Origin of the sequence: Streptomyces antarcticus (genome assembly GCF_026627255.1) — a bacterium.
GTDB classification, from domain to species: Bacteria; Actinomycetota; Actinomycetes; order Streptomycetales; family Streptomycetaceae; genus Streptomyces; species Streptomyces antarcticus.
Window position 1 is genome coordinate 724,057 of the sequence record NZ_JAPNLM010000001.1, and the last position, 23,675, is coordinate 747,731.

Below are 23,675 nucleotides of genomic sequence, written 5' to 3' on the forward strand. Positions count from 1 at the left end.
ACGCCGGGCGTGCTTTCACCCGTACGGGAGCCTGCCGCCGCACGGCGACGAGGCCGGCGCCGGGACCCGGCCTCGTCACCCCGGAGCCGGACCACTTCGCGCGGGGCTTCGAGCTTCGGGCTCCGGGCAGCGGTGGACCCGGGGCCTTCGGCCACTGCGGGGCGGCGGTCAGGCCTGGCCGGTCTCGAAGCGGCCGACCCGGCCGTCGCCGGTGACCGTGAAGCGCCAGGCGGTGCGCATCTCGCCCCACGTGTCGTTGCGGTAGTCGACGACCAGGGCGCGGCCCCCGTCGGACTCGGAGACGACGGACATGTGGCCGTTGCAGGAGAAGATCTCCTTCTCCGCCCACTGGGTGAGATCGCGGTCGGAACCGTCGTCGGACATGGTGGCGTCGGGGGTCAGAACGGCTTGGAAGGCCGCCTGGTCACCCGCGTTGACTGCGGTGACGAAGGCGCGGACGACGGGGTCGGAGAGCTGGCTGGGGTCGATCACGGGGGCCTCCTGGGTCGGCTGACGGTCGGCGGGTCGGTTCCGCGCGACCCAGGGAACACCGGCGGGCGGGCCGGGGCGCCGACCGTCACCCGTTCGCCGCCGGACGGCGTGTCAGGCCGCTGGGCGGGGTGTCAGGAGGCTGGGCGGGGTGTCAGGCGGACGGACGGGGTGTCAGGAGGCGTGGTTCCGGCCAGGCTCCGGGACGTCGGCGGCGTCCGGGGCCTCGGCGGCCTCCGCCGCTTCGGGCGCGGTGCGGATCGGGAAGCCGGTGGGCCGGCCCTGCTGCTTCAGCCAGGCGAGCACCCCGTCGAGCGCCTCGACGGTCTGGGCGCGGTTGCCGCCGCCGTCGTGGAAGAGGACCGTGGGGCCGTTGCCGATCTCGCGCTTCACGGCGTCGACGATGGCGGCCGCGCCCGGCTTGCCGAAGTCCTTCGTGTCGACGTTCCAGCCGAGCGGGCGCATCCCGTTCGCCGCGGCGATGCGCCGGCTGTCGGGGGTGAACGCGCCGCCGGGGGCCCGGTAGTACTCCACCTTCGCGCCGCCCGCGGCCTCTTCGATGAGCTTCTTCGCGTCCAGGATCTGCTGTTCCTGGTAGGCGACCGGCTTCTTGTCCATGGCGGTGTCGTGGTTCATGGTGTGATCGCAGAGGCGGTGGCCGGCCGCGACGACCCGCTTGACCAGGTCGGGGTGGGCCTTGGCCTGCGGGCCGATCATGCAGAACGTCGCCTTCACGTCTTGCTCCGCCAGTAGGTCGAGCACCTTCGGCGTCCAGCGGGGGTCGGGTCCGTCGTCGATGGTGATGTTGACGGCGTTCGCGCCGCTCTCCGACGCGTGGGCTATGCCCTCGGGTATCCCCTTCGCCGGTGTGCCTCCGGGGCCGGAGCCGGAGCCGCCCGGCCGGGCGGGGCCGTGGCCCCCCGCGACGTCGTGCGCGGAGGTGTGTCCGGGTTCGACGAGGGCCGACACCCCCCAGACCGTCGCCGCCACGGCCATCGCGGTGGCCGCGACGGCCGTTCGCGCCCGGGTGCCCCGCTCGGTGATGCGCGCCTTGAAACCCATGAGCCGTCCACTCCCCATCCGCCTTGTGAGCGTTCTGTGGATCAGGACGTGCGTCTCCATCGAGGGGTTCCAGCCGATTGCCCCTTAAATTCCGGGTAATGGGACGTTGGTCCTTGATCGTCCCGAATTCCTGCCCAGACGAAACCGAGCGAAACGGTGAGATCTCCTACCCTGTCGGGCCGTTGGTCCGGCGGGCTGGTGGTCCGACCGGGCCGACCGGGCGCGGGTACGCCGAAACGGTCCGGCCCCGGTGGATACGTACTCCACCGGGGCCGGACCGGGTAACGGCGGCCGGGGCCGGGGCCGCCGCCGAGACGCCCTAGTGGACCGGGGTCGCGGTCGCCTGCGGCGCGGGGGCCGGCTGCTCGTCGTCCGGGTCGGCTGCCGGGACCGCGGGGCCGCCGCCGCGCAGGGGGACCTCCTTGACGAACCAGGCTGCCGCGAAGCCCAGTACGGCGATGGCCGCGCCGAGCAGGAACGCCGAGTGCGTACCGGCGGCGACCGCTTGCTGGTAGGCGTCGCGTACGGCCTCGGGCAGCTTGGCCAGGCTCGCCGCGTCCAGCTGGGCGGAGCCGGCGGCTGCGGCGGCCTCGGGGCCGAGGCGGTCCCGCATGGTGTCGGTGACCTGGGTGGTGAACAGCGAGCCCATCAGGGCCACGCCGAAGGAGCCGCCGAGCGTACGGAAGAGGGTCGCCGAGGAGGACGCGACGCCCATGTCCTTCATCTCGACGCTGTTCTGCGCGACGAGCATGGTGATCTGCATCAGGAAGCCGAGTCCGGCACCGAGGACGGCCATGTACACCCCCGACATCAGCCGGGTGGTGTCGGTGTCCATCGTCGCGAGCAGGAAGAGCCCGACGACCATGAGTGCGCCGCCGATGATCGGGAAGATCTTGTACTTGCCGCTGTTGGTGGTGACGCGGCCCGCGATCAGCGAGACGAGCATCATCGAGAGCAGCATCGGCAGGAGCAGCAGGCCGGAGTTGGTGGCGGAGGCGCCCTGTACCGACTGCTGGAACAGCGGGAGGTAGAGCACGCCGCCGAACATCGCGAAGCCGACGAGGAAACCGATCACCGACATGAGGGTGAAGTTGCGGCTGCGGAAGATGTGCAGCGGCATGACCGGCTCGGCGGCCTTGGTCTCGACGTAGAGGAACGCCGCGGTGGACGACACGCCGACGGCGATCAGGCCGATGACCTCGGCGGAGCCCCAGGCGTACTCGGTGCCGCCCCAGGTCGTGACGAGCACGGTGGAGGTGATGGCGATGGTCAGGAGCGCCGCGCCGAGATAGTCGATCTTCGGGCGGGCCTGTCCGGTCTTCTTCGGCAGGTGCAGCACGGCCGAGACCATCGCGAGGGCGACGGCGCCGAGCGGGAGGTTGATGTAGAAGGACCAGCGCCAGCCCATGTGGTCGGTGATGGTGCCGCCGACCAGCGGGCCGCCGATCATGGCGAGGGCCATCACGCCGGCCATCATGCCCTGGTACTTGCCGCGCTCGCGGGGCGGGATCAGGTCGCCGATGATCGCCATGACGCCGACCATCAGACCGCCGGCGCCGAGGCCCTGGACCGCGCGGAAGCCGATCAGCTGGCCCATGTCCTGGGCCATGCCGCTGAGCACGGAGCCGATGAGGAAGATGACGATCGAGGCGAGGAAGGAGCCCTTGCGCCCGTACAGGTCGCCGATCTTGCCCCAGATGGGGGTGGAGGCCGCGGTGGCGAGGGTGTAGGCCGTGACCACCCAGGAGAGGTGCTCCAGGCCGCCCAGCTCGCCGACGATCGTCGGCATCGCGGTGCCGATGATCATGTTGTCGAGCATGGCCAGCAGCATCGCGATCATGAGCGCCATCAGGACGACCCGCACGCTGCGCGGCTTCACCTCCTTCGAGGTGTCCGCCGTCTTGACTGTCTCGCCCATGTCCACTCCCCTGGCACTTTCCACCCCGCCGGAACTTACTTGCCGCCCGGCTAGTTCACTACACTGGGGGAAGGTAGTCCCGTAACTAGCCGGGCGTCAAGTAAGTAATTTTTCGAGGAGAGCAATGACCACCAGTCCCAGCAGGGGTCCGCAGCAGCGACGCGGCAACACGCGTCAGCGCATCCAGGACGTCGCGCTGGAGCTCTTCGCGGAACAGGGGTACGAGAAGACGTCGCTCCGCGAGATCGCGGAGCGGCTCGAGGTCACGAAGGCGGCGCTGTACTACCACTTCAAGACCAAGGAAGACATCATCATCAGCCTGTTCGAGGACGTCACGCGGCCGATCGACGAGCTGATCGCCTGGGCGGAGGAGCAGCCGCGCACCCTGGAGACCAAGCGGGAGGTGCTGCGGCGCTACAGCCGGGCCATGGCCGACGGCGCCTCGCTGTACCGCTTCATGCAGGAGAACCAGGCGACGACGCGCGAGCTGAGCATCGGCGATACGGTGAAGAAGCGGCTGTTCCGGCTGGTGGAGCTGCTGCGGGCGGAGGACGGGCCGCTGACGGACCAGGTCCGCTGCGTGAGCGCGCTGTTCACGCTGCACGCGGGGATGATGTTCCTCCAGCACGTGGAGGGCGACCCGGAGGAGACCCGGCAGGCGGCCCTGGAGGTCGCGACGGACCTCATCACCCAGGCCCACCACGACGCGTAGCGGGGGGGGGCGGGGCGGCGGGGGCGGCCGGGCTCCGGCCCGGCCGGGGCCCCGGCCCAGCCGGCTCCGGTCCAGCCCGCTCCGGTCCAGCCCGCTCCGGCCAGTCCCCCTCTGCTACCCGACGCCGGGTCGGGCGGGCACGGGTGACGCCGGGTCCCGGCCGGGCCCACCGGGACGGCGGCGCTCCTGACGGCTACGGCTACTTCCCGGCGGCTACTTCTCGCTGCGCGGGAAGGTGATCTCCACGCGGCGGTTCTTCTTCTGGCCTTCCTCGGTGCTGTTGTCGGCCACCGGATAGTCCTCGCTGTACCCGCGGACGTCGTAGACGACGCCGGGGGCGGTCACGGTCTTGGACAGCTCCGACTGCACGGCGTCGGCCCGCTGCTTGGACAGCACCTGGCCGTGCTCGTAGCTGCCCTGGTCGTCGGTGAAGCCGAAGACGCGGATGCGGGTCGCCTTCTGCTGGTTGATCTCGTTGGCGATGGCCTGGATCCGGGCGGCGGCCTGCGCGTTGAAGACCGCGCTGTTCTCGGGGAACAGCACCTCGGACTGGAGCGCCATCATGACGGTCTGGTTGGTCTCCTGCCGCCGCTGCTCGCCGCCGAGGTCCTCGACGACCTCGGCAATGTCCAGCACCTTGACGGGCGCGAGGGTCCCGCCCTGCGGGATCTTCAGCCCGGGGGCGTTGGAGTCGATGGCGACGGGGGCGGACGCGGAGGGCTCGGTGCCGGGGGGCACGGACGGCTGGACGTCGTCCGCGTGGGCGGCGGTGGCGCCGATCAGGTGGGCTGCTCCGATGACGAGAGCGGAGATCGCCGTGGCTGCTGCTGCGCGATGGCTAGTTTTCATGAGGTCACCCGGAGATTTTGACGGTGGCCGTAGCGAAGGTGGGGAGGCTGAACTCCACCTCGCTGGTGGAGACGGGCGGTGCGGGGAACTGGGCGAAGAAGGGGATCACCTGGCCGGGACCGACGCTTGAGATTCCTGTCGTGCACAGGCACCTGGCCTCCGTGTCACGGAGCACGTAGTAGCGCTTCTTGCCCACCTTGTCGACCAAGGTCGCGCCCGCCACGGATTCGCCGGCGCCCTTCAACTCGATGCCGCGCCATGCCGAGGTACTCGTGAAGGACTCGCTACCGGTGTTCTTGATCTGTCCGTTGACGGTGAGGAATCCGCCGGGATCCCGTTGCATTGAATTGATCACCAAGGCCATGCCGCTCGCTCCTTCCGCTGTGGCGAGGATCTTCGCGGGTTCGGAACTCTTCTCCGCACTCGGCGCCGGGGCCGGGCTACCCGAATCCTTCGACTGCGGCGTCGCGGACTGCTGCGGCTGCTTCTGCTTGCCCTCTCCCCCACACCCGGCCAACGTCACGGCGAAGACGACCGCAACCACTGCGGCCGCTCCCCCACGGGCCTTCACCAAGTGCCGAATGCTCATGTACGCCGCTTCCTTGTCTCTCGTTCACTGTCAGTGGAGCAGTCGCACGCTGAACAGGTTCCTCGACAGCGCGCGCAGGGATCCGGGTTTGAGCGGGTCGATCTCCACGAGCTTGCCGTCCTTGCAGTTCGCCCTGACGGGGTCGGGAGAAGCAGGTGGTGTCGGCGTGGAGGTAGGGGACGGTGTCCCGCCGCCTGGGGTGGGCGTGGCGCTGGGAGGGGGTGCCGACCCCAACACGCAAAGGGATTCGATCACGGCGGTCGCGTCTGCCGTTCCGTGCATTCCGTCGGTCCCCGGGATGACCGAACTGCCCACTGTCCGTTCGGTTTCCACCGTCACCGAGACCTGCGGAATCGATGGCCTGCACGTGACCGTGGCACCGTTCTTGCCCGCGAAATCGGCAGCCGCGCCGCAAGCACCCCCGGCGGTGATGAGCCTTCCGCGCAGGAGTTCTTGCCAGTCCGCCGGCTTCAGTGCGCCGAGGTCAAGCCCGACCAGCGCCCCGTCCCTGGCTTCCCTGGCGGCCGCCAGCGCGGCCGCGTCGGCGGCACCCTGCGCGTCGCTGCGGGTGACCGAGGCCTGGCCCACCACGAAGAAGGCGAACGCAGCGAAGAGCAGACCCGCCACCATCACGACATAGATGGGAAAGGCCTGCCCCCGGTCGCCCCTGTACTTCCCGCGCTCGGGCACTAGCCGGCTTTGATGTCCAGCACGGCCTTCTTGATCTTCGAGGTGATCTCCGTACCGATGCCCGACCCGACGATCGCTCCGATGATCACCACGACCACCAGGATGATGCCCAAGTATTCGAACGCGGTCTGGCCTCGGTCGAGGTTCGCGTGGCGTTGGCGGATTCGGGTGATCGTCGTGTCCGACCAGGTGGTCAGGCGGATCTTCGCACCGACGGTCGCCTTCAGCAGCGTGCTGTGTGACATGGGGGTTCCCTCCCGGGCCGGTACCGCTGTTGGTTTGCGGACGGTACGGCGAGTCACCGGTCGTTACCAAGGGTCCCGGGGCCCAATTACGGACCCACTGCGCACTCTGTCTACCCATGGCCGGTCACTCCTGGACGGGCGGTTCCCAGCCAGCGGGCTATCGCCTCGCTGCGGGTGGTGCTCTGGAGCTTCGCGAAGATGCGGTTGATGTGGTTCTTGACGGTCTTCTCGCTGATGAAGCACGCGGCCGCGATCCGCTGGTTATTCATCCCGGACGCGATCAGGTCCATGATCTCCACCTCCCGGGAACTCAAGCCGAATACAACGGAGTTGTGGATCCGCTCAGAAGACTGTGCCACAGTTCGTTGCTGTTGCGAAGAGGACCGGAGTTCGGCGACCAACGCGTTCGCGGCCGTCGGCGTGAAGTGGGCGCGGCCCCCGCGGACGTCGCGGACCGCGCGGACCAGGTCGTCCGATGTGAACTCGCCGTGGATCAGGTAGCCGCCCGCGCCCAGGAGCAGCGCTTCCCGGACGATGTCCGTCTCCTGGCTGTACGTCAGCATCAGCACCGGCGCCAGCCGGACCAGGTGCGGCAGGGCCGAGATGCCGTCGACCCCGGGCATCCGTACGTCCAGCAGGACCACGTCGGGGGTGTGGCGGCGGGTCAGGACCAGGGCTTCGCGGCCGTCCACCGCCTCGGCGACGACCTCCAGGTCCTGCGTCGTGGCCAGGAGCGCGGCCAGGCCCGCCCGGACGACCGGGTTGTCGTCGGCGATCAGGACGCGGGTCGGGGTCACGGGCGCCCCTCCGGGGTCAGGGCGGCCAGGGGGAGGGTTAGGCGGACCCGGGTGCCGGGGCCGTCCGGGACCGGGCCGAGCCGGAGGCGGGCTCCGATCGCCGTCGCGCGTTCCACCATGCCGAGCAGGCCGAAGTGGCCCTCGCCGCGCAGGGCGGTGAGGTCGGCGCCGCCGCCCGGCAGGCCGCGGCCGTCGTCGGTGACGGTGAGGGTGAGTTCGGCGCCGCCGGTCGCCAGCTCCACCACCACGCGGGCCGCGTCCGCGTGGCGGCGTACGTTCTCCAGCGCCTCCGACGCCACCGATACGAGGTGCCGGGCCACCGGGGGCGGGACGGACGGCGTCGCGCCCGTGACCCTCAGTTCGCCCGTGCCCGCCTCCGTCGCGGACCGCAGCAGCGTGCGGAGCGCGGACACGATCGGGGCGCCCGGTGCCGCTCCCGGACCCGCCGTGCGCGCGTCCGCGTCCCGGCGCAGGTCCGAGAGGAGCTCCCGGGACTCCGCCGCCGCGCGGCGGGCCGCGTCCGCGAGCAGGTCGGCCTGGCGGCGGACCGCCGCCGGGTCGGTGGTCCGGGCGAGGGCGTCCGCGGTCAGGGCCAGCCCGTACAGGGTCTTGGCCACCGAGTCGTGCATCTCCCGTGCCAGGTGCTCCCGTTCGGCCCGGACCGCCTCGGCGGCCGCCAGCCGGGCGCGGGTCTCGGTCAGGTCCCGGCCGGCCGCGCCGAAGCGGAACAGGAGGTCGCGCAGGCACACCCCCGCCGCGCCCGCGAGGAGGCACAGGGCCGGCAGGACCGGCCCCTGCGCGAGGGCGGCGACGGCGACGGCCTGGACGGCCGCGTAGAGCGCCGATCCGCGCCAGCCGTAGACCAGACCGGCCAGCAGCGGGGTGCAGACGGCGACCAGCCCGAGCGGGGACTCCGGCGTCGCCGTGACCAGCAGCAGCCCGCTGAACGCCATGTCCGGTACGAGCAGCCAGCGGTGCCGCAGCAGCAGCGGGCCGAAGCGCTCCCAGTCGCGGAAGAGGGCGTACGAGAGCATGAAGGTGACCAGTACGGCCGCGCCCACCAGGTACGTCGGCCCGCCGGGGGCGGTCCGGCCCAGCGCCAGCGGCGCGCCCAGCGCGATCATCACCAGCCGGAACGCGAAGACCTGCCGGCACAGCGCCTGGAGGGCGTTGGCCTGGAGCGCGAACGACGGACCACCCCCCGAACGGGCCGCCTCCCGCACAGGCCGCCCCGCCTCCCGCACAGGCCGCGCCGCCTCCCGCGCAGGCCGCGCCCACCGGGCCGCCCGCGCCCACCGCGTCGCCGCCCCGAGCCGCCCCGCCCGTACGCCGCCCAGCGGCGCGCCCGCCGCGCCCGGTACGAGGTTCGCCGCGATGTCCAGTGCCGTCATGGTTCACCCGCCCCCGAGGAGCGCGCCGAAGTCGACGTTCGCCCCGTAAACGAAGCCGCAGACGAGCAGGATCAGCGTGCCGGGCAGCATGAACATCGTGACGGCGAACGTGGCCTTCGGGACGGCACGGGCCGCGCGCCGGCGGGCGTTCTGGGCGTCCGTACGGCGCATGTCGTCGGCGATGGCGATGAGGGTCTCCACGATCGGGGAGCCCAGCTCCTCGCCCTGCTGGAGGGCGGTGACGAACTGTGCGACCTGCTCGGAGTCGTTGCGCCGGCGCAGTTCGTCGAAGGCCTGACGGCGGCCGACGCCCATGTCCATCTGCTGGAGGGTGATCCGGATCTCGTCCGCCCACGGGCCCTCGTACTTGTGCGCCACGCGCTCCAGTGCCTGCCGGAAGCCGAGGCCCGCGCTGACCACGACCGCGAGCACGTCCAGGAAGTCCGGCAGGGTGCGCTCGATGTGGTCGCGGCGGACGCGGATGGCCGACCAGAGGCCGGCCTCGATCCAGAACAGGCCGAAGGCGACCATCAGCAGGGCCGCCACCAACTGCCCGTTGATCAGCATCGAGAAGGCGCCGAGCCCGCCCAGCAGGCCGTAGACGGCGCGGCGCGCCGCGTACCGGTCGATGGTGAGGCCGGCCGGGTTGCCCGCCATGTCGATCTGGCGGCGTTTGCGCGCGACCCGGTTCGGGCCCATCAGGCGCAGGACCAGCGGCGCCCAGCGGATGCCCATCCGGTCCACCAGCGAGCCGACCGCCGTGGTGCGCGTGGCGCCGACCTCCAGGGCCAGCGCGAGGTCGGTCGGGAGTTTCACGTCGGCCCGGTAGAGCCGGATGCCGTGGAAGACGCCGAGGACGGACACCGCCACGAGCAGGGCCAGGAGAACGGTGATCATGTCGGCCCCCTCACACGTCGATCTTGGACAGGCGGCGGATGAGGACGAAGCCGAGGGTGAAGAGGCCGAGCGCGGCCAGGACCGCGGTCTGCCCGATGAAGGCCCCCGTCATCCGGTCCAGCGCGCCCGGCATCATCATGTCCACCAGCAGCAGCGAGCCGAGCCCGATGGCCGGCACGAGGTACGCGGTCACCGTCACCTGGGAGAGCTGCGTACGGATCTCGCGGCGGGTCTCCTTGCGCTGCTCCAGCGTCACGGTGAGGTTGCGCAGGCTCTCGACGATCGTGCCGCCCGCGCGGGCGGACAGGACGAGCGTGGAGACGAGCACGACCAGTTCCCGCGACGGGAGGCGTTCCGCGAGCTCGCCGAGGGACTCCTCGATGGAGTGGCCGAGCGCGAGCCGGTCGGCGACCCGCCCCAGCTCCTCGCCCGCCGGGGCCTCCAGTTCGTCGGCGGCGATCCCGATGGCCGTACGCAGGGCCAGACCGGCCTGGGTGGCGTTGGCCAGGATCCGGGCGAGTTCCGGGAGCTGGTTGATGAAACGCTCGGTGCGGCGGGAGCGCTGCCAGGTGAGGAAGGCGTTCGCCGACCAGAGCCCGATCAGGCCGGCCACCGGCCCGAAGAACGGGGCCAGCAGCGCGGCCGCGATCAGCCAGACCCCGCCGACGCCCAGCAGCATGTAGACGAAGAACTCGCCCGGCGTCATGTCCAGGCCCGTCGTCGCCAGCCTGACCTCGATGCGGCGGCCGAGCTTGGTCCGGCGCAGCCGCCGGTCGACTCCGGGGAAGCGGCGGCGCCGGCCCGTCGGGGGCGGCGCGCCCGCCGACGTGAGGCGTTCGACGAGGGCGGCGCGCTGGGCACGGCCGGCGGCGTACGCGTGCACGCCGAGGATGACGAACAGGCAGGCCAGCAGGGTGGCGCCGAGGGTGATCAGGACAGTTGGGTTCACAGGGCGGTCCGGGTGATGCGGGCGGTGAGCGGGTCGTCGGACAGCGCGACCCCGAAGGCCTGCGGGATCGGCTGGTTGTTCATGTAGAGGCGGTCCGCGATCCGGCGCGGCAGCGGGTAGTACTCGAAGCGGCCGTGGACGCGCGCGTCGGCCCCCATGGGCTGGGCGACGTAACGGCAGACGGTGGTGATCCGGAAGGGTTCGCGGCCGTGCGAGTCGAGGATGGCGATCTCCGTGATGCGGCGCGATCCGTCGCCGAAACGGGTGAGCTGGACGACGACGTTCACGGCGCTGTTGATCTGGTCCTGGAGCGCCTCGAAGGGCACTTCGACCTCGGACATCGACGCGAGGGTCTGCAGGCGCATCAGCGCGTCCTCGGCGCTGTTCGCGTGGACGGTGGCGAGCGAGCCGTCGTGGCCGGTGGACATGGCCTGGAGCATGTCGAGGGTCTCGCCGCCGCGGACCTCGCCGACGATGATGCGGTCGGGGCGCATGCGCAGGGAGTTGCGGACCAGGTCGCGGATGGTGATCTGGCCCTTGCCCTCGACGTTCGCCGGCCGGGATTCGAGCCGGATGACGTGGGCCTGCTGGAGCTGGAGCTCGGCGGAGTCCTCGATGGTGATGACGCGCTCGCCCTCCGGGATCAGCCCGGAGAGGGCGTTGAGGAGGGTGGTCTTGCCGGTGCCGGTGGCGCCCGAGACGATCAGGTTCATCTTCGCCTGGACCAGCCCGGACAGCAGCAGGAGCATCTGCTCGTCGAGGGAGCCGAGGCCGATCATCTCGTGCAGGGTGAAGGCGCGCGGGAAGCGGCGGATGGTGAGGGTGGCGCCGGTCAGGGAGAGCGGCGGGATGATGACGTTGACGCGCTCGCCGCTGGGCAGGCGGGCGTCGACCATCGGATTGGCCTCGTCCACGCGGCGGTTGACGGTGGAGACGATGCGCTCGATGGTCTGCATCAGCTGCTCGTGCGAGGCGAAGCGCAGCGGGAGCTGTTCGACGCGGCCGCCCCGCTCGACGAAGATCTGGTCGGGGCCGTTGACCATGATCTCGGAGATGGAGGCGTCCTCCAGCAGCGGTTCGAGCACGCCGAGCCCGAGGGCCTCGTCGACGACGCGCCGGATCAGCTGGGCGCGCTCGACGGTGGAGAGGACCGGGCCCTCGCGGCTGATGATGTGGCCCAGTACGCGTTCCAGCCGTGCCCGGCGCTCGGCCGGCGCGAGCGCCGACATCTCGGCGAGGTCGATCTCCTCCAGCAGCTTGGCGCGGTAGGAGGAGACGAGCCGGCCGTCCTCGCGGGGGCCGTGGCGGTCGTCCGGGGTGTTGACCCGGGAACGCAGGCTCATGGTCAGGGGCCCTTCGGGAGCGTCGGGTCGTCGTTGGGCATGACGGCGGTGGCCTTGGCGTCGGGGACGTCGAGTCCGGGCACCAGCGAGTTGATCTTTATGGTCACCTCGGCGGTGACGGCGTCGGCGCCCTTGGTCACCACGACGACCGGGGCGAGGCTCGTCTTGACGGCCGCCGCACCGGCGGCCGCGCCGCCGCTGCCGTTGCGGGCCTCGACGCGGGCCGCCGTACGGGCGGCCGTGCCGGCCTGCTCGTGGACGTAGGCGACCCAGCCGAGCTGGATGCCGCAGAGCGCGACGAACAGCAGGATCGGCACGAAACCGATGTACTCCAGAGCCACTTGGCCCCGGTCGGAGCGCACGCGTCGCCTGTCCACGTCAGTCCTCCCTCTCCATGGCCGCTCCGGCGGTGCCGGTGATGCCGTCGAAGCTGAGTCCGGGGAAGAGCACGGGGATCTCCAGGGTGACCGTCGCCTTGTAGATGTTCCCCGACTTCCCGCACTGGGGGTCAGGCATGTTCCAGGCGGCGGAGATGTGCTCCCTGGCCGCCGCCACGCACGCCGCGTCGCCCGTCACCGCCCCCGCCCGCGCCGCCTCGTCCGCCGCGTTGCCCGCCAGGGAGAACGCGTACCCGATCAGTACGCACTCCCACACCGCCGCCACGAGCAGCAGGATCAGCGGGACCATGCCGACGAACTCCACGGCCACCTGACCGCGGTCACGGCCGCGGCCGCGGTCACGGTCACGGTTACGGCCGCGGCCGCTCGCGCGCGTTCCTCTCCGGGCGGCCACCGTTCAGCCCTCCCGGCCGCGGCGCAGCCGCGCCACCGGGCCCGCCGCGCGGACCGCCAGTGCGCCGCCCGGGGGCTGCGCCGGGTCCTCCGGGGTGGAGAGGAGGCCGAGTTCGCCGGCGAGGGTCCACAGGGCCTGCTTGACCGTGGAGCGGTTGTCGAGGTCCTGGACGCGGCCCGCGTCGACCACCGCCTGGAGTTCCTTGAAGGCGGCCGGGACCGGGGTCCGGGTGGCGCGGGTCTTGGTGATCTTCTCGATCAGGGCGGGCTGGATCTCGGTGTGCTTGCTCCATCGGTTGACGACCAACGCGGTGTCCTCCGCCTTGCGCACCTGGAGCCGCTCCCACATCCGCACCATCCGCTTCGCCGCCCGTACGGCGACCACGTCCGGGGTGGTGACCAGCACGGCGACGTCCGCCATCTCCACGGCGGCGGCGTTCGCGCCCGTCATCTGGGTGCCACAGTCGATGACGACGAGCTCGTAGCGGCCGCGCAGGGCGGCGATGACGTGCCGGGCGGCCCGGTCGTCGACCTCCTCGCCCCGTTCGCCGTCCGCGGGGGCCAGCAGCAGGGCCAGGCCGGTGCGGTCGTCGTAGACCGCGTCCTGGAGCACGCGCGGGGAGATGTCCTGGATGCCGGCCAGGTCGGCGATGGAGCGGCGGAACTGCACGTCGAGGTACGAGCCCACGTCCCCGGCCTGGAGGTCCAGGTCGACCAGCGCCGTACGCCGCCCCGAGGCGGCCGCGGCCAGCGCGAACTGGACGGCGGTGAAGGTGGCGCCGACCCCGCCCTTGGCGCCGGTGACGGTGACGACCCGGCCGCCCGGGCCGGTGAGCGCCTCGGGGCTGCGGCCCAGGTGGCGGCGTACGCCCACGGACCACTGGGCGGCGGCCTGGACGCGGGCGGCGAGTTCCTCGTAGGACAGCGGCAGCCCGATCAGGCCGCGCGCGCCGGAGTCCATGGCGGCGGAGAAGAGGCCCGGGCCGGCGTCGGAGGAGACCAGGATGACGCCCACCGCCGGGAAGCGCAGGGCGACTTCCCGGATGAGCTCCAGGGCCGGGGCCGGGCCGATCCGCTCATGGACCAGGACGACTTCGGGGAGCTCGTCGATCGACTCGGAGGCCATCCGGGCCAGCGTGTCGAGGAGCGAGGTGGAGTCGGGCACGGGGGCGGCGGGCTCGGCGGCGGGGAGCTGGCTGAGGAGGGTGGCGATGGCGCGGGCCGCGTCCGGGTCGCCGACCGCGGGGAGGATTCGGGTGGTCATTGCGCTCTCCTTTCGCCCGGGCCGGGCCTCACTTGTCCCCGTCGAGGGTGTACGTACGGTCGCCCGGGCTGGGCGCCGAGTCGGTTCCGGGGGCGACCAGGGCCAGGCGTACGTGCTCCGCGAAGGACTCGGCGTACGCGACGCGCTGGGTGTCCTTGGTGTTCAGGGCGAAGGTGATCGGCACGGCCTCGGCCGGTCCGGTGCGGTCGGCGTTCTTCTCCAGGGCGGTGAGTTTGCCGACGCCCAGGACACGGGCGTTGGCGACGATGATCACCGAGCGCGCGGGGTCGGTGTCCTTGGCGCCCTTGAAGGTGGCGATGATGTTGACCTTGGCCCCGGAGGTGATCTTTCCGGCCACGCCCGTGGCCGCGTCGATCATGATGGCGATCTCCTGCTCGCCGGGCTGGAGCTGCGGGCGGTCGACGAACATGTCGGCCTGGAGCAGCGAGCCCTTCTTCAGGGTGGTGAGCGCGATCTTGTTGTCGAGCGCGCCGAGGTCGGTGACGGCCGTCTGGGACAGCCAGCGCCTGGGGATGGTGACTTCCTCGAACTGGCCCGCCGCGAGCGGGCTGTACGGTGCGATGTCCCCCTTGGCGCGGTAGGCGACGACCTCGGCCCCGACCTTGGAGTTGACGTCGCCGATCACCACGAGGACTCCGGCGAAGGCTCCCAGTGTGCAGAGGACCGACAGGAGCAGCAGGATGACGCCGCGGCGCTGGCGTGAGTTCATGAGCCGTACTACCTCGCCGTTCTTCGTTCGTTCGTGTGGTCGGGCCGGTCAGCGTCTGGAGCGGGCGGTGCTCGACGGCCCGGCCGGCGGGGGCGGTGCCGTGAGGGGTGCGGCGCAGAAGCCGCATCGGTCGCCGATGAGTTCGAGGCCGCACCAGCGGCACTCCTCGCGGCGGACCGAGGCGACCAGTTGGTAGAGGACGGCGGGGTCCGGGATGCCGGCGGCGAACTCGACCAGCTTGGGGGTGCCCCACCAGCCGGCGGAGTCGGCCGGGAGCGGGTTCTCCATGACGCCCTGCACCTGCCAGGCGGGGGCCAGTTCGGCGGCGACCCAGTCGGAGGCGAGCTGGCCGCGGGCGAAGGTGAGGTGCGTGGCGAACTCGGGCCCGGGCGGCAGTCCGGCGGCCGCCTCCCCGCCGGAGCCCTTCGCGCGGCCCGCAGCGCGGCCCGCGCCGTGGCTCCCGCCGGTGCGGCCCGCTCCGGCGCCGGACAGGCGGGCCAGGTGCGGGGCCGGATGGGCGAGTACGGCGAACTGGGCGCTCGGCGACCAGGACCGGGCGTGGGCCTTGAGGCCGACGGGGATCCGGTCGAGCTTGGCCACGGAGCCCAGCAGGGCGCCCGCGTAGATGTAGTGGGACAGCAGCCGGGCCGCGGAGGCTATGACTCCGGGGCTGAAGTCGAAGACGCTGAGCTGGCGCAGCTGACGGACCAGCAGGGCGGTGCCCAGCGGCGGGAGGTCGATGTCGAGGAGCGCTATCCGGTCGGTTTCCAGGATGGCCCGTACGGTGTGCAGCCGCTGGACGGTGGCGCGGGGCAGCCAGGACGGCACGACGGCGACCAGGTGGCCGTGGCGCTCCAGCAGGGCGGCCGTACCGGTGAGCGCGGCGTCGAGGTCGAGGCGCTCGGGCGGGTCCAGTACGGCGGCGCCCGGCGTGTGCCGGTCGGGGGCCGGCAGTACCAGGTCCGCGCTGGTGACAGCGATGGCGGTCGGCACGCGAGTCCCCCTGTTCACCCCGTACGCCCCCAGCTACCGCTGGGCGGTGCCCCTGCGGGCGCTTCCACGCCCGTCTCCCGCACGCGAATCCCGCTCGTCGCGTACGCGTAAACCCTGCGCGACCGCAAACGATCGACGCGCTTCCCCCTTGCCCAAGCACCATATCCGCGTCGCCCCTGGCAGGGCAGGGCCTTGCCGATTCCCGTACTGCGGGCACGTGTCACAGGTGGCCGGAAACCCGGACAACAGGGATCGGCATGCCGACCATTTCAAGCCAGATAGCAAAGACTCTTGACACGAGGATTGGTCTGGACCAACTTGGCACCGCAGGCCTTCAACCGCCCTCCCCCACCCGGCCCGCACCCTCCCCACCCCTTTCCTCCCCCCACCGGAGCCCACGTGAACCGCATACGCTCCCTCGCCCTGCTGGGCGCCGCCACGCTCACCGCCGGCGGCCTGACCGCCCTCACCGCCGGCACCGCGCAAGCCGCGGACATCAACGTCGCCCGCAACGGGGGCTTCGAGTCCGGCCTCGCCAACTGGTCGTGTTCCGGCGGGAGCGGCGCCGCCGTCTCCTCCCCGGTGCACGCCGGGACCGGCGCCCTCAAGGCCACCCCGGCCGGGTCCGACAACGCCCGCTGCAGCCAGACCGTCACGGTCAAGCCGAACTCGACGTACACGCTGAGCACCCAGGTCCAGGGCAGCTACGTCTACCTCGGCGCGACCGGCACCGGCACCCAGGACGTGTCCACCTGGACCCCGGGCTCCGGCGGCGGCTGGCAGAAGCTCTCCACGGCCTTCTCCACCGGCCCGAACACCACCCAGGTCACCGTCTACACCCACGGCTGGTACGGCCAGCCCGCCTACTTCGCCGACGAGTTCAGCGTCTTCGGCCCGGACGGCGGCGGCGGGACCGACCCCGGCCCGGGCATCCCCGGCTCCCCGGCCGGGACCGCCGTTTCCGGCCAGAGCGCGAGCGGCCTCACCCTTTCGTGGAACGCCGTGAGCGGGGCGGCCGGCTACCACGTGTACCAGGACGGCGTCCGCGTCCAGTCCGTCACCTCGGCCTCCGCCCAGATCACCGGGCTTGCCGCCTCGACCTCGTACTCCTTCCAGGTGAGCGCCCACAACGCGGCGGGCGAGGGCCCCAAGTCCGCGGCGGTGACCGGCACGACCACCGGGGGCGGCGGCGACCCCGACCCGAACCCGTCGGTGCCCAAGCACGCGCTGACCGGCTACTGGCAGAACTTCAACAACGGCGCCACCGTCCAGAAGATCTCCGACGTCTCGGCGCAGTACGACATCATCGCCGTCTCCTTCGCCGACGCCACGACCACGCCGGGCGCCATCACCTTCAACCTCGACTCGGCCGGGCTGAACGGCTACACCGTCGCCCAGTTCAAGGCCGACATCGCCGCGAAGAAGACGGCGGGCAAGTCCGTCATCCTCTCCGTCGGCGGGGAGAAGGGCACGATCACGGTCAACGACTCGGCCTCCGCGAACAACCTCGCGAACTCGGCCTGGGCGCTGATGCGGGAGTACGGGTTCACCGGGATCGACATCGACCTGGAGAACGGCATCAATCCGACCTACATGACGCAGGCGCTGCGCGCGCTGTCGCAGAAGGCCGGTCCCTCGCTGGTCATCACCATGGCCCCGCAGACCATCGACATGCAGTCGACGGCGGGCGGCTACTTCAAGACGGCGCTGAACATCAAGGACATCCTCACCGTCGTCAACATGCAGTACTACAACAGCGGCTCGATGAACGGCTGCGACGGCAAGGTCTACTCCCAGGGCACGGTGGACTTCCTCACCGCGCTCGCCTGCATCCAGCTGGAAGGCGGCCTGGCCCCCTCCCAGGTGGGGATCGGCGTCCCGGCCTCGCCGAGCGGCGCGGGCAGCGGCTACGTCTCCCCGGCCATCGTCAACAACGCCCTGGACTGCCTGGCCCGGGGCACGAACTGCGGAACCTTCAAGCCCTCCAAGACCTACCCGGGGCTCCGCGGCGCGATGACCTGGTCGACCAACTGGGACGCCAAGGCGGGTAGCGCCTGGTCCAACGCGGTGGGTCCGAAGGTCCACGCCCTCCCGTAGGCGGTAGGTGTGGGGGTGGCCGGATCGGTTCGGCGGACACGACGAGCTATTGACCAGGACATGCCACAAGAGCACGCTGTGCGCGTCCGCACGGCTACCCCCACACTCCCCACCCAGGAGAACGCATGCGGCTCCACACCCGCCGGAGGGCTGCCGTCACGGCCGCCCTGCTGGCGCTCGCCCTCGGCGCGCCCGCGTACGGGATGAGCGCCACGGCCTCGCCACCGGCCTCCCCGTCCACCGCCACCCAGGACGAGGCGATCGTCCAGTACCGGATCCACGGGCCCTCCACGGTCACCGACCGCACGGCCCTGCTCCGTACCGGGGTGTCGATCGACGAGGTGGACGACCACACCGTCGTCGTCAGCGCCGACACCATGCAGGCCAAGAGCCTGCGCAAGCTCGGCTACCAGCTCACGGCCCTCCCCGGGCCGCCCGACCGCTCGCTGCCCGGGATCGCGTCGGGCACGATGGACTTCCCCTCGGCGGACTCCCGCTACCACAACTACGCCGAGGCCAGCGCGGAGATCGACCAGCGCATCGCCCAGTACCCCTCGATCATGAGCAAGCGGGTCATCGGGAAGTCGTACCAGGGCCGCGACCTCGTCGCCATCAAGATCAGCGACAACGTCGCGACCGACGAGGCCGAGCCCGAGGTGATGTTCACCGCGCACCAGCACGCCCGCGAGCACCTGACCGTGGAAATGGCCCTGTACCTCCTCAAGGAGCTGGGCTCCAAGTACGGCAGCGAGTCCCGGGTCACCAACGCCGTCAACGGCCGCGAGATCTGGATCATCCCTGACCTCAACCCGGACGGCGGCGAGTACGACATCGCCACCGGCTCCTACCGCTCCTGGCGCAAGAACCGCCAGCCCAACTCCGGCTCCTCCTACGTCGGCACCGACCAGAACCGGAACTGGAACTACAAGTGGGGCTGCTGCGGCGGCTCCAGCAGCAGCAAGAGCTCCGAGACCTACCGCGGCGCGGCCGCCGAGTCGGCGCCCGAGGTGAAGGTCGTCTCCGACTTCGTCCGCAGCCGGGTGATCGGCGGCAAGCAGCAGATCAAGGCCTCGATCGACTTCCACACCTACAGCCAGCTGGTGCTCTGGCCCTTCGGCTGGACGTACAACGACACCGCGCCCGGCCTCACCGCCGACGACCTCGCCGTCTTCAAGAAGATCGGTACGGGCATGGCGGCGAGCAACGGCTACACGCCGGAGCAGTCGAGCGACCTGTACATCACGGACGGGACGATCGACGACTGGCTGTGGGGCAGCCAGAAGATCTTCGCCTACACCTTCGAGCTGTACCCGTCGAGCGCGGGCGGCGGCGGCTTCTACCCGCCCGACGAGGTCATCGACCGCGAGACGTCGCGCAACAAGGAGGCCGTCCTCCAGCTGCTGGAGAACGCCGACTGCATGTACCGCTCGATCGGCAAGGAGGCGCAGTACTGCGCCTGACCGCGGCCTGACCGCCGCGCGGCCTGACCGCCACGTGACCGGGGCGCCTCACCGCCAGGGGGGCGCCCCTCCCCGCGCGCCGCGCGGGGCGCCCCTCCCGGCCCCTTCCCGGCCCCCCGGCCGCTGCCCCGGGCGCGTCCGCTCAGCCCAGGACGGCGAGGGCGTCGATCTCGACGAGCAGCCCGGCCGGCAGGCCCACGTAGACCGTGGTGCGGGCGGCCGGCGCCTCCTTCAGGCCCTGCTCCTCGAAGTAGGTGTTGTAGATGCCGTTCATCTCGGCGAAGTGGTCCGTGTCGGTGAGGTAGACGCGGATCATCATCACGTCGTCCCAGTCCGCGCCGCCGGCCTCCAGGACCGAGCGGACGTTCTCCAGCGTCTGGAGGGTCTGCTCGCGCAGCCTCGGCCCCGCGGGGGTCGGCGGCTGCCCGTCGACGTGCGGGAGGAAGCCGACCTGCCCGGCGACCTGGAGGATGTTGCCCTTGCGCACGCCGTGCGAGAACTTCGCCGGCGGCGTGGTGTGCGTGTCGGGGGTGATCGCGGTCTTGGCGGCCGTGTCGCTCATGCGGAGTCCTTGTTCGGATCGGAGCCGGAGCCGGAGCCGGAGTACTCCTGGCTGATGGTGTCGGCCGTACGCAGGACCAGGGGCCGCAGTTCGAGGAGCGCCTCGGCGGCGACCACCACGCCGGGCGCGGACACGGACAGCGCGGCGACGACCCGCCCGTCCGGCCCGTACACGGGCGCGCCCAGGCAGTTGATGGACTCCTCGTGGCCCCCGAGGTCGGTGGCCCAGCCCTGTTCCCGTACGAGGTCCAGCTCGCGCAGGAAGGCCTGCGCGTCGGGAGTGGAGCGGGAGGTGTAGCGGGGGTACTCGATCCGGGCCGCGAGGGCCCGCCGCTCCGCCTCGGGGAGGTCGGCCAGCAGCAGTTTGGCGACGGCGGCGACCGTGAGGGGGACGGGCTTGCCGATCCGGGAGTACATGCGGACCGGGTAGCGGCTGTCGACCTTGTCGATGTAGACGACCTCGTCGTCCTGGTGCAGGGCGAGGTGCACGGTGTGTCCGGTGGCCCGGTTCAGCTCCACGAGGTGGGGGTGGGCGATCTCGCGGACGTCGAGGTTCTCGATGGCCTCGGCGGCCAGCGCGAAGAGGCTCGCGCCGAGGCGGTAGCGGCCGTCGGGCTGGCGGTAGGCCAGGCCGTGGGCGTCCAGGGTCCGCAGCAGCCGCAGCGCGGTGCTCTTGTGCACGCCGAGCGCGTCGGCCACCGCCCCGAGCCCGGCGGGCCCCCGCGCGAGCAACGGCAGGATGCCGAGCGCCCTCTCCACCGACTGACTCATCCGATCCCTTCCCCGATCTCAGCCCCGCCGGCGCTTGAGGCGCGGGGTCCGGGGCGGAGCCCCGGGACGTTGACCCGTCGTCATGCGGGATGTTAGACAACATGCAGCACGATCCGCAACGACCGTTGCGCATATCGCAACACACCCCCGGGAGGCACCCGCATGGCCAGCGCCAGCGACCCCGCCAGCGACCCCGTCAAGGACCTCGCCGACGAGCCGGTGGACCACCGGTTCAAGGGCCTCCCCCCGGACGCCCAGGCCGCCGGCCTCACCGTGGGCGGGCTCGCCGCGCAGCGCCGCGGGCTGTACACCGGCGGGTTCACCACCCCCGTGCTGACCCTCGACGCCGACGCGCTGGAGCACAACCTCACCGCGCTGGGCACCTACGCCGCCCGGCACGCGCTGGCCTTCGCGCCCCACGGCAAGACGTGCATGTCCCCCCAGCTCTTCCGCCGCCAGCTGGACCACGGCGCCTGGGGCATCACCGCCGCCGTCCCCCACCAGGCCCGCGTCTACCGCGCCTTCGGCATCCAGCGGATCTTCCTCGCCAACGAGCTCGTCGATCCCGCCGCCCTGCGCTGGGTCGCCGCCGAGCTCGCCGCCGATCCCGGCTTCCGCTTCGTCTGCTACGTCGACTCCGTGCGCGGGGTACGGCTCATGGACCGCGCCCTCCAGGGGCAGCCGGCCGTCCTGGACGTGGTCGTGGAGCTCGGCGCCGGCGAGGGGGCCCGTACCGGCGCCCGTACCGACGAGGACTGCCGCGCCGTCGCCGACGCCGTCGCCGCCACGGACACCCTGCGCCTCGTCGGCGTCGCCGGGTACGAGGCCGAGGTCCCCGGCGCCGACGAGGACAACGTCCACGCCTACCTGCGCCGTCTGACCTCGCTCGCCGCCGAGTTCGACAAGGCCGGGCGGTTCGCCGCGGACCTGGACGAGATCGTCGTCAGCGCCGGCGGCTCCGCCTGGTTCGACGCCGTCGCCGACGTCTTCGCCGGGATCCCGGAGCTGTCCCGCCCGGTCCTGAAGCTGCTGCGCTCCGGCGCGTACGTCTCCCACGACCACGGCTGGTACACCCGCCTGACGCCCTTCAACCGGATCCCGGAGGAGGGCGGGCTGCGCCCCGCGTTCCGCCTGTGGACGCAGGTGGTCTCCCGCCCCTCCCCCACGCAGGCGTTCGTCAACGCCGGCAAGCGCGACATCGCCTACGACCTGGGCCTGCCGGAGGCCGAACTCGTCCGCGACGCGCTCGACGGGACCGAGCGGCCCGCGACCGGGGTCCGCGTGGTGAAGCTCTCCGACCAGCACACCTGGCTGGAGACCGACTCCGCCGGGGACCTGGACGTCGGCGACTGGGTGGCGCTCGGCATGTCCCACCCATGCACGATCTTCGAGAAGTGGCCGCTGATCCCGGTCGTGGAGGCCGACGGCACGGTCACCGACTACGTCCGCACCTTCTTCTAGGCCGCGGCCGCATGGACCTCGTCATCCGCGGGGCCCGCGTCGTCGACGGCACGGGCGGGCCCTCGTACACGGCCGACGTCGGCGTGCACGGGGGCCGGATCGCCGCGATCGGCCGGATCCCGGGCGGCGGGCGGCGCACGCTCGACGCGCACGGCCTCGCCCTCGCCCCCGGCTTCGTCGACATGCACGCCCACAGCGACCTGGCCCTGCTCCGCGACCCGGACCACAGTGCGAAGGCCGCCCAGGGCGTCACCCTCGAAGTCCTGGGCCAGGACGGCCTGTCGTACGCGCCCGCCGACGACCGCACCCTCGCCGGTGTCCGCACGGCCATCGCGGGCTGGAACGGCCCCGGCGACGACGTCGACTTCGACTGGCGCACCGTCGGCGGGTACCTGGACCGCCTCGACCACGCCCACGGCGGCCGCGGCATCGCCGTGAACGCCGCCTACCTCGTCCCCCAGGGCACGGTCCGCGCGTACGCCGTCGGCTGGGACGACCGGCCCGCGACCGCCGCCGAGCTGGACCGGATGCGGGAGCTCGTCGACGAGGGCCTGGCCCAGGGCGCGGTCGGCATGTCCTCGGGTCTCACCTACACCCCCGGCATGTACGCCGACGGCGCCGAACTGACCGAACTGTGCCGGGTGGTGGCGCGGCACGGCGGCTACTACTGCCCACACCACCGCAGTTACGGCCACCGCGCGCTCGACGCGTACGCCGAGATGATCGAGCTGACCCGGGAGGCCGGCTGCGCGCTGCACCTCGCGCACGCCACCATGAACTTCGGTGAGAACGAGGGCCGGGCCCCCGAACTCCTCGCGCTCCTCGACGCGGCCCTGGCCGAGGGCTGCGACATCACCCTCGACAGTTACCCGTACACCCCGGGCTGTACCACCCTGGTCGCCCTGCTGCCCAGCTGGGCGAACGAGGGCGGCCCCGAGGCGGTGCTGGCCCGGCTGCGCGACGACGCCGTGGCCGCCCGGATCCGCCACGCCCTGGAGGTCGAGGGGGCCGACGGCTGTCACGGGGTGCCCGTCGACTGGTCGACGATCGAGATCTCGGGCGTCGGCGACCCGGCCCTCGCCGCCGCGCACGTCGGCCGGCGCGTCGACGGCTGGGACACGGCCCGGCGGCTGCTGCTGGACGACCGGCTCGCGCCGACGATCCTCCAGCACGTCGGCCACGAGGAGAACGTCCGGGCGATCATGCGCCACCGGGTCCACACGGGCGGCTCCGACGGCATCCTCCAGGGCGCGAAGCCGCACCCGCGCGCCTACGGCACCTTCCCGCACTACCTGGGCCACTACGTCCGCGACCTGGGGGTGCTCTCGCTGGAGGAGTGCGTCGCGCACCTCGCCGGCCGCCCGGCGGCCCGGCTGCGGCTGCCCGACCGGGGCCTGGTCCGGGAGGGCTTCCGGGCCGACCTCGTCCTCTTCGACCCGGCCACGGTCGCGGCCGGGTCCACGTACGAGCGTCCGCGCGTCCTGCCGACCGGGATCCCGTACGTGTTCATCGACGGCAGGCCGGTGATCCACGAGGGCCGTCGGACGGACGTCCTCGCAGGTCGGTCGGTACGGGGCGGCCCCGCGCCGGCCCCCCGCCGCCCCATACGATGAACG

24 protein-coding genes are annotated in these 23,675 nt (G+C 72.0%); 5 read left to right on the plus strand and 19 right to left on the minus strand.

Annotated features, from left to right (window positions below; genetic code table 11):
- Positions 1-168: 168 nt before the first annotated feature.
- From OTB16_RS03320 to OTB16_RS03330, 3 genes are all read right to left on the minus strand, one after another.
- Positions 169-492 (minus strand): nuclear transport factor 2 family protein, encoded by a 324-nt coding sequence (locus OTB16_RS03320; protein WP_267718267.1) that lies wholly within the window; start codon positions 490-492, stop codon positions 169-171.
- 171 nt (positions 493-663) lie between these two features.
- Complete coding sequence (locus OTB16_RS03325) at positions 664-1,551, minus strand: polysaccharide deacetylase family protein (protein ID WP_267718268.1); 888 nt, start codon at positions 1,549-1,551, stop codon at positions 664-666.
- 319 nt (positions 1,552-1,870) lie between these two features.
- Positions 1,871-3,469, minus strand: coding sequence for an MDR family MFS transporter (locus tag OTB16_RS03330; RefSeq protein ID WP_267718269.1), 1,599 nt, complete (start codon positions 3,467-3,469; stop codon positions 1,871-1,873).
- A gap of 124 nt (positions 3,470-3,593) precedes the next feature.
- Here OTB16_RS03330 and OTB16_RS03335 point away from each other — a divergent pair, with 124 nt between their 5' ends.
- Positions 3,594-4,181 (plus strand): TetR/AcrR family transcriptional regulator, encoded by a 588-nt coding sequence (locus OTB16_RS03335; RefSeq protein WP_267718270.1) that lies wholly within the window; start codon positions 3,594-3,596, stop codon positions 4,179-4,181.
- A 213-nt stretch (positions 4,182-4,394) separates the two neighbouring features.
- Here the strand turns inward: OTB16_RS03335 and OTB16_RS03340 are convergent, their stop codons facing one another.
- From OTB16_RS03340 to OTB16_RS03405, 14 genes are all read right to left on the minus strand, one after another.
- On the minus strand, positions 4,395-5,030 hold the full coding sequence (locus OTB16_RS03340; RefSeq protein ID WP_267718271.1) for an OmpA family protein: 636 nt from the start codon (positions 5,028-5,030) through the stop codon (positions 4,395-4,397).
- A gap of 4 nt (positions 5,031-5,034) precedes the next feature.
- Positions 5,035-5,619, minus strand: coding sequence for a hypothetical protein (locus OTB16_RS03345; RefSeq protein ID WP_267718272.1), 585 nt, complete (start codon positions 5,617-5,619; stop codon positions 5,035-5,037).
- Between the two features lie 30 nt (positions 5,620-5,649).
- The gene (locus tag OTB16_RS03350) at positions 5,650-6,309 is read right to left on the minus strand and encodes a pilus assembly protein TadG-related protein (protein WP_267718273.1); all 660 of its coding nucleotides are present in this window, start codon (positions 6,307-6,309) and stop codon (positions 5,650-5,652) included.
- Positions 6,309-6,554: a hypothetical protein gene (locus tag OTB16_RS03355; RefSeq protein ID WP_267718274.1), complete on the minus strand. Its 246-nt coding sequence runs from the start codon at positions 6,552-6,554 to the stop codon at positions 6,309-6,311. Before OTB16_RS03355 ends, OTB16_RS03350 begins: the two co-directional genes overlap by 1 nt.
- 110 nt (positions 6,555-6,664) lie before the next feature.
- Complete coding sequence (locus OTB16_RS03360; RefSeq protein ID WP_267718275.1) at positions 6,665-7,351, minus strand: response regulator; 687 nt, start codon at positions 7,349-7,351, stop codon at positions 6,665-6,667.
- A complete protein-coding gene (locus OTB16_RS03365; protein ID WP_267718276.1) occupies positions 7,348-8,742 on the minus strand; it encodes a sensor histidine kinase in 1,395 nt (464 codons plus the stop codon). Before OTB16_RS03365 ends, OTB16_RS03360 begins: the two co-directional genes overlap by 4 nt.
- Positions 8,743-8,745: 3 nt before the next feature.
- Positions 8,746-9,636: a DUF5936 domain-containing protein gene (locus OTB16_RS03370; RefSeq protein WP_267718406.1), complete on the minus strand. Its 891-nt coding sequence runs from the start codon at positions 9,634-9,636 to the stop codon at positions 8,746-8,748.
- A 13-nt stretch (positions 9,637-9,649) separates the two neighbouring features.
- Positions 9,650-10,588 carry a type II secretion system F family protein gene (locus tag OTB16_RS03375; RefSeq protein ID WP_267718277.1) on the minus strand — a complete coding sequence of 313 codons (939 nt, stop codon included), beginning with the start codon at positions 10,586-10,588 and terminating at the stop codon, positions 9,650-9,652.
- Positions 10,585-11,931, minus strand: a complete 1,347-nt coding sequence (locus OTB16_RS03380) for a TadA family conjugal transfer-associated ATPase (protein WP_267718278.1) — start codon at positions 11,929-11,931, stop codon at positions 10,585-10,587. Before OTB16_RS03380 ends, OTB16_RS03375 begins: the two co-directional genes overlap by 4 nt.
- Positions 11,932-11,933: 2 nt before the next feature.
- Positions 11,934-12,308 (minus strand): TadE/TadG family type IV pilus assembly protein, encoded by a 375-nt coding sequence (locus tag OTB16_RS03385; RefSeq protein ID WP_267718279.1) that lies wholly within the window; start codon positions 12,306-12,308, stop codon positions 11,934-11,936.
- A gap of 1 nt (position 12,309) precedes the next feature.
- A complete protein-coding gene (locus OTB16_RS03390) occupies positions 12,310-12,639 on the minus strand; it encodes a TadE/TadG family type IV pilus assembly protein (protein WP_267718280.1) in 330 nt (109 codons plus the stop codon).
- An 87-nt stretch (positions 12,640-12,726) separates the two neighbouring features.
- Positions 12,727-13,986 carry a CpaE/TadZ family protein gene (locus OTB16_RS03395; protein WP_267718281.1) on the minus strand — a complete coding sequence of 420 codons (1,260 nt, stop codon included), beginning with the start codon at positions 13,984-13,986 and terminating at the stop codon, positions 12,727-12,729.
- Positions 13,987-14,014: 28 nt separating this feature from the next.
- Positions 14,015-14,716: a Flp pilus assembly protein CpaB gene (gene cpaB, locus OTB16_RS03400; RefSeq protein ID WP_267718282.1), complete on the minus strand. Its 702-nt coding sequence runs from the start codon at positions 14,714-14,716 to the stop codon at positions 14,015-14,017.
- 48 nt (positions 14,717-14,764) lie between these two features.
- Entirely contained in the window at positions 14,765-15,709 is a 945-nt protein-coding gene (locus tag OTB16_RS03405; protein ID WP_267718283.1) for a hypothetical protein, read from the minus strand.
- Between the two features lie 399 nt (positions 15,710-16,108).
- On the opposite strand from OTB16_RS03405, the gene OTB16_RS03410 reads away from it, so the two are divergent.
- Together OTB16_RS03410 and OTB16_RS03415 are read left to right on the plus strand one after the other, a co-directional pair.
- Complete coding sequence (locus OTB16_RS03410; protein ID WP_267718284.1) at positions 16,109-17,806, plus strand: chitinase; 1,698 nt, start codon at positions 16,109-16,111, stop codon at positions 17,804-17,806.
- Between the two features lie 125 nt (positions 17,807-17,931).
- Positions 17,932-19,266 carry a M14 family metallopeptidase gene (locus OTB16_RS03415; RefSeq protein WP_267718285.1) on the plus strand — a complete coding sequence of 445 codons (1,335 nt, stop codon included), beginning with the start codon at positions 17,932-17,934 and terminating at the stop codon, positions 19,264-19,266.
- A gap of 142 nt (positions 19,267-19,408) precedes the next feature.
- On the opposite strand, the gene OTB16_RS03420 is transcribed toward OTB16_RS03415, so the two are convergent.
- Both OTB16_RS03420 and OTB16_RS03425 read right to left on the minus strand, forming a co-directional pair.
- Positions 19,409-19,828 carry a RidA family protein gene (locus OTB16_RS03420; RefSeq protein ID WP_267718286.1) on the minus strand — a complete coding sequence of 140 codons (420 nt, stop codon included), beginning with the start codon at positions 19,826-19,828 and terminating at the stop codon, positions 19,409-19,411.
- Positions 19,825-20,598 (minus strand): IclR family transcriptional regulator, encoded by a 774-nt coding sequence (locus OTB16_RS03425; protein WP_267718287.1) that lies wholly within the window; start codon positions 20,596-20,598, stop codon positions 19,825-19,827. The genes OTB16_RS03420 and OTB16_RS03425 overlap by 4 nt, the downstream gene beginning before the upstream one ends.
- Before the next feature lie 162 nt (positions 20,599-20,760).
- Between OTB16_RS03425 and OTB16_RS03430 the strand changes: the two genes are divergently transcribed.
- On the plus strand, positions 20,761-22,059 hold the full coding sequence (locus tag OTB16_RS03430) for an amino acid deaminase (RefSeq protein ID WP_267718288.1): 1,299 nt from the start codon (positions 20,761-20,763) through the stop codon (positions 22,057-22,059).
- An 11-nt stretch (positions 22,060-22,070) separates the two neighbouring features.
- Complete coding sequence (locus OTB16_RS03435) at positions 22,071-23,672, plus strand: N-acyl-D-amino-acid deacylase family protein (RefSeq protein ID WP_267718289.1); 1,602 nt, start codon at positions 22,071-22,073, stop codon at positions 23,670-23,672.
- Positions 23,673-23,675: the final 3 nt, after the last annotated feature.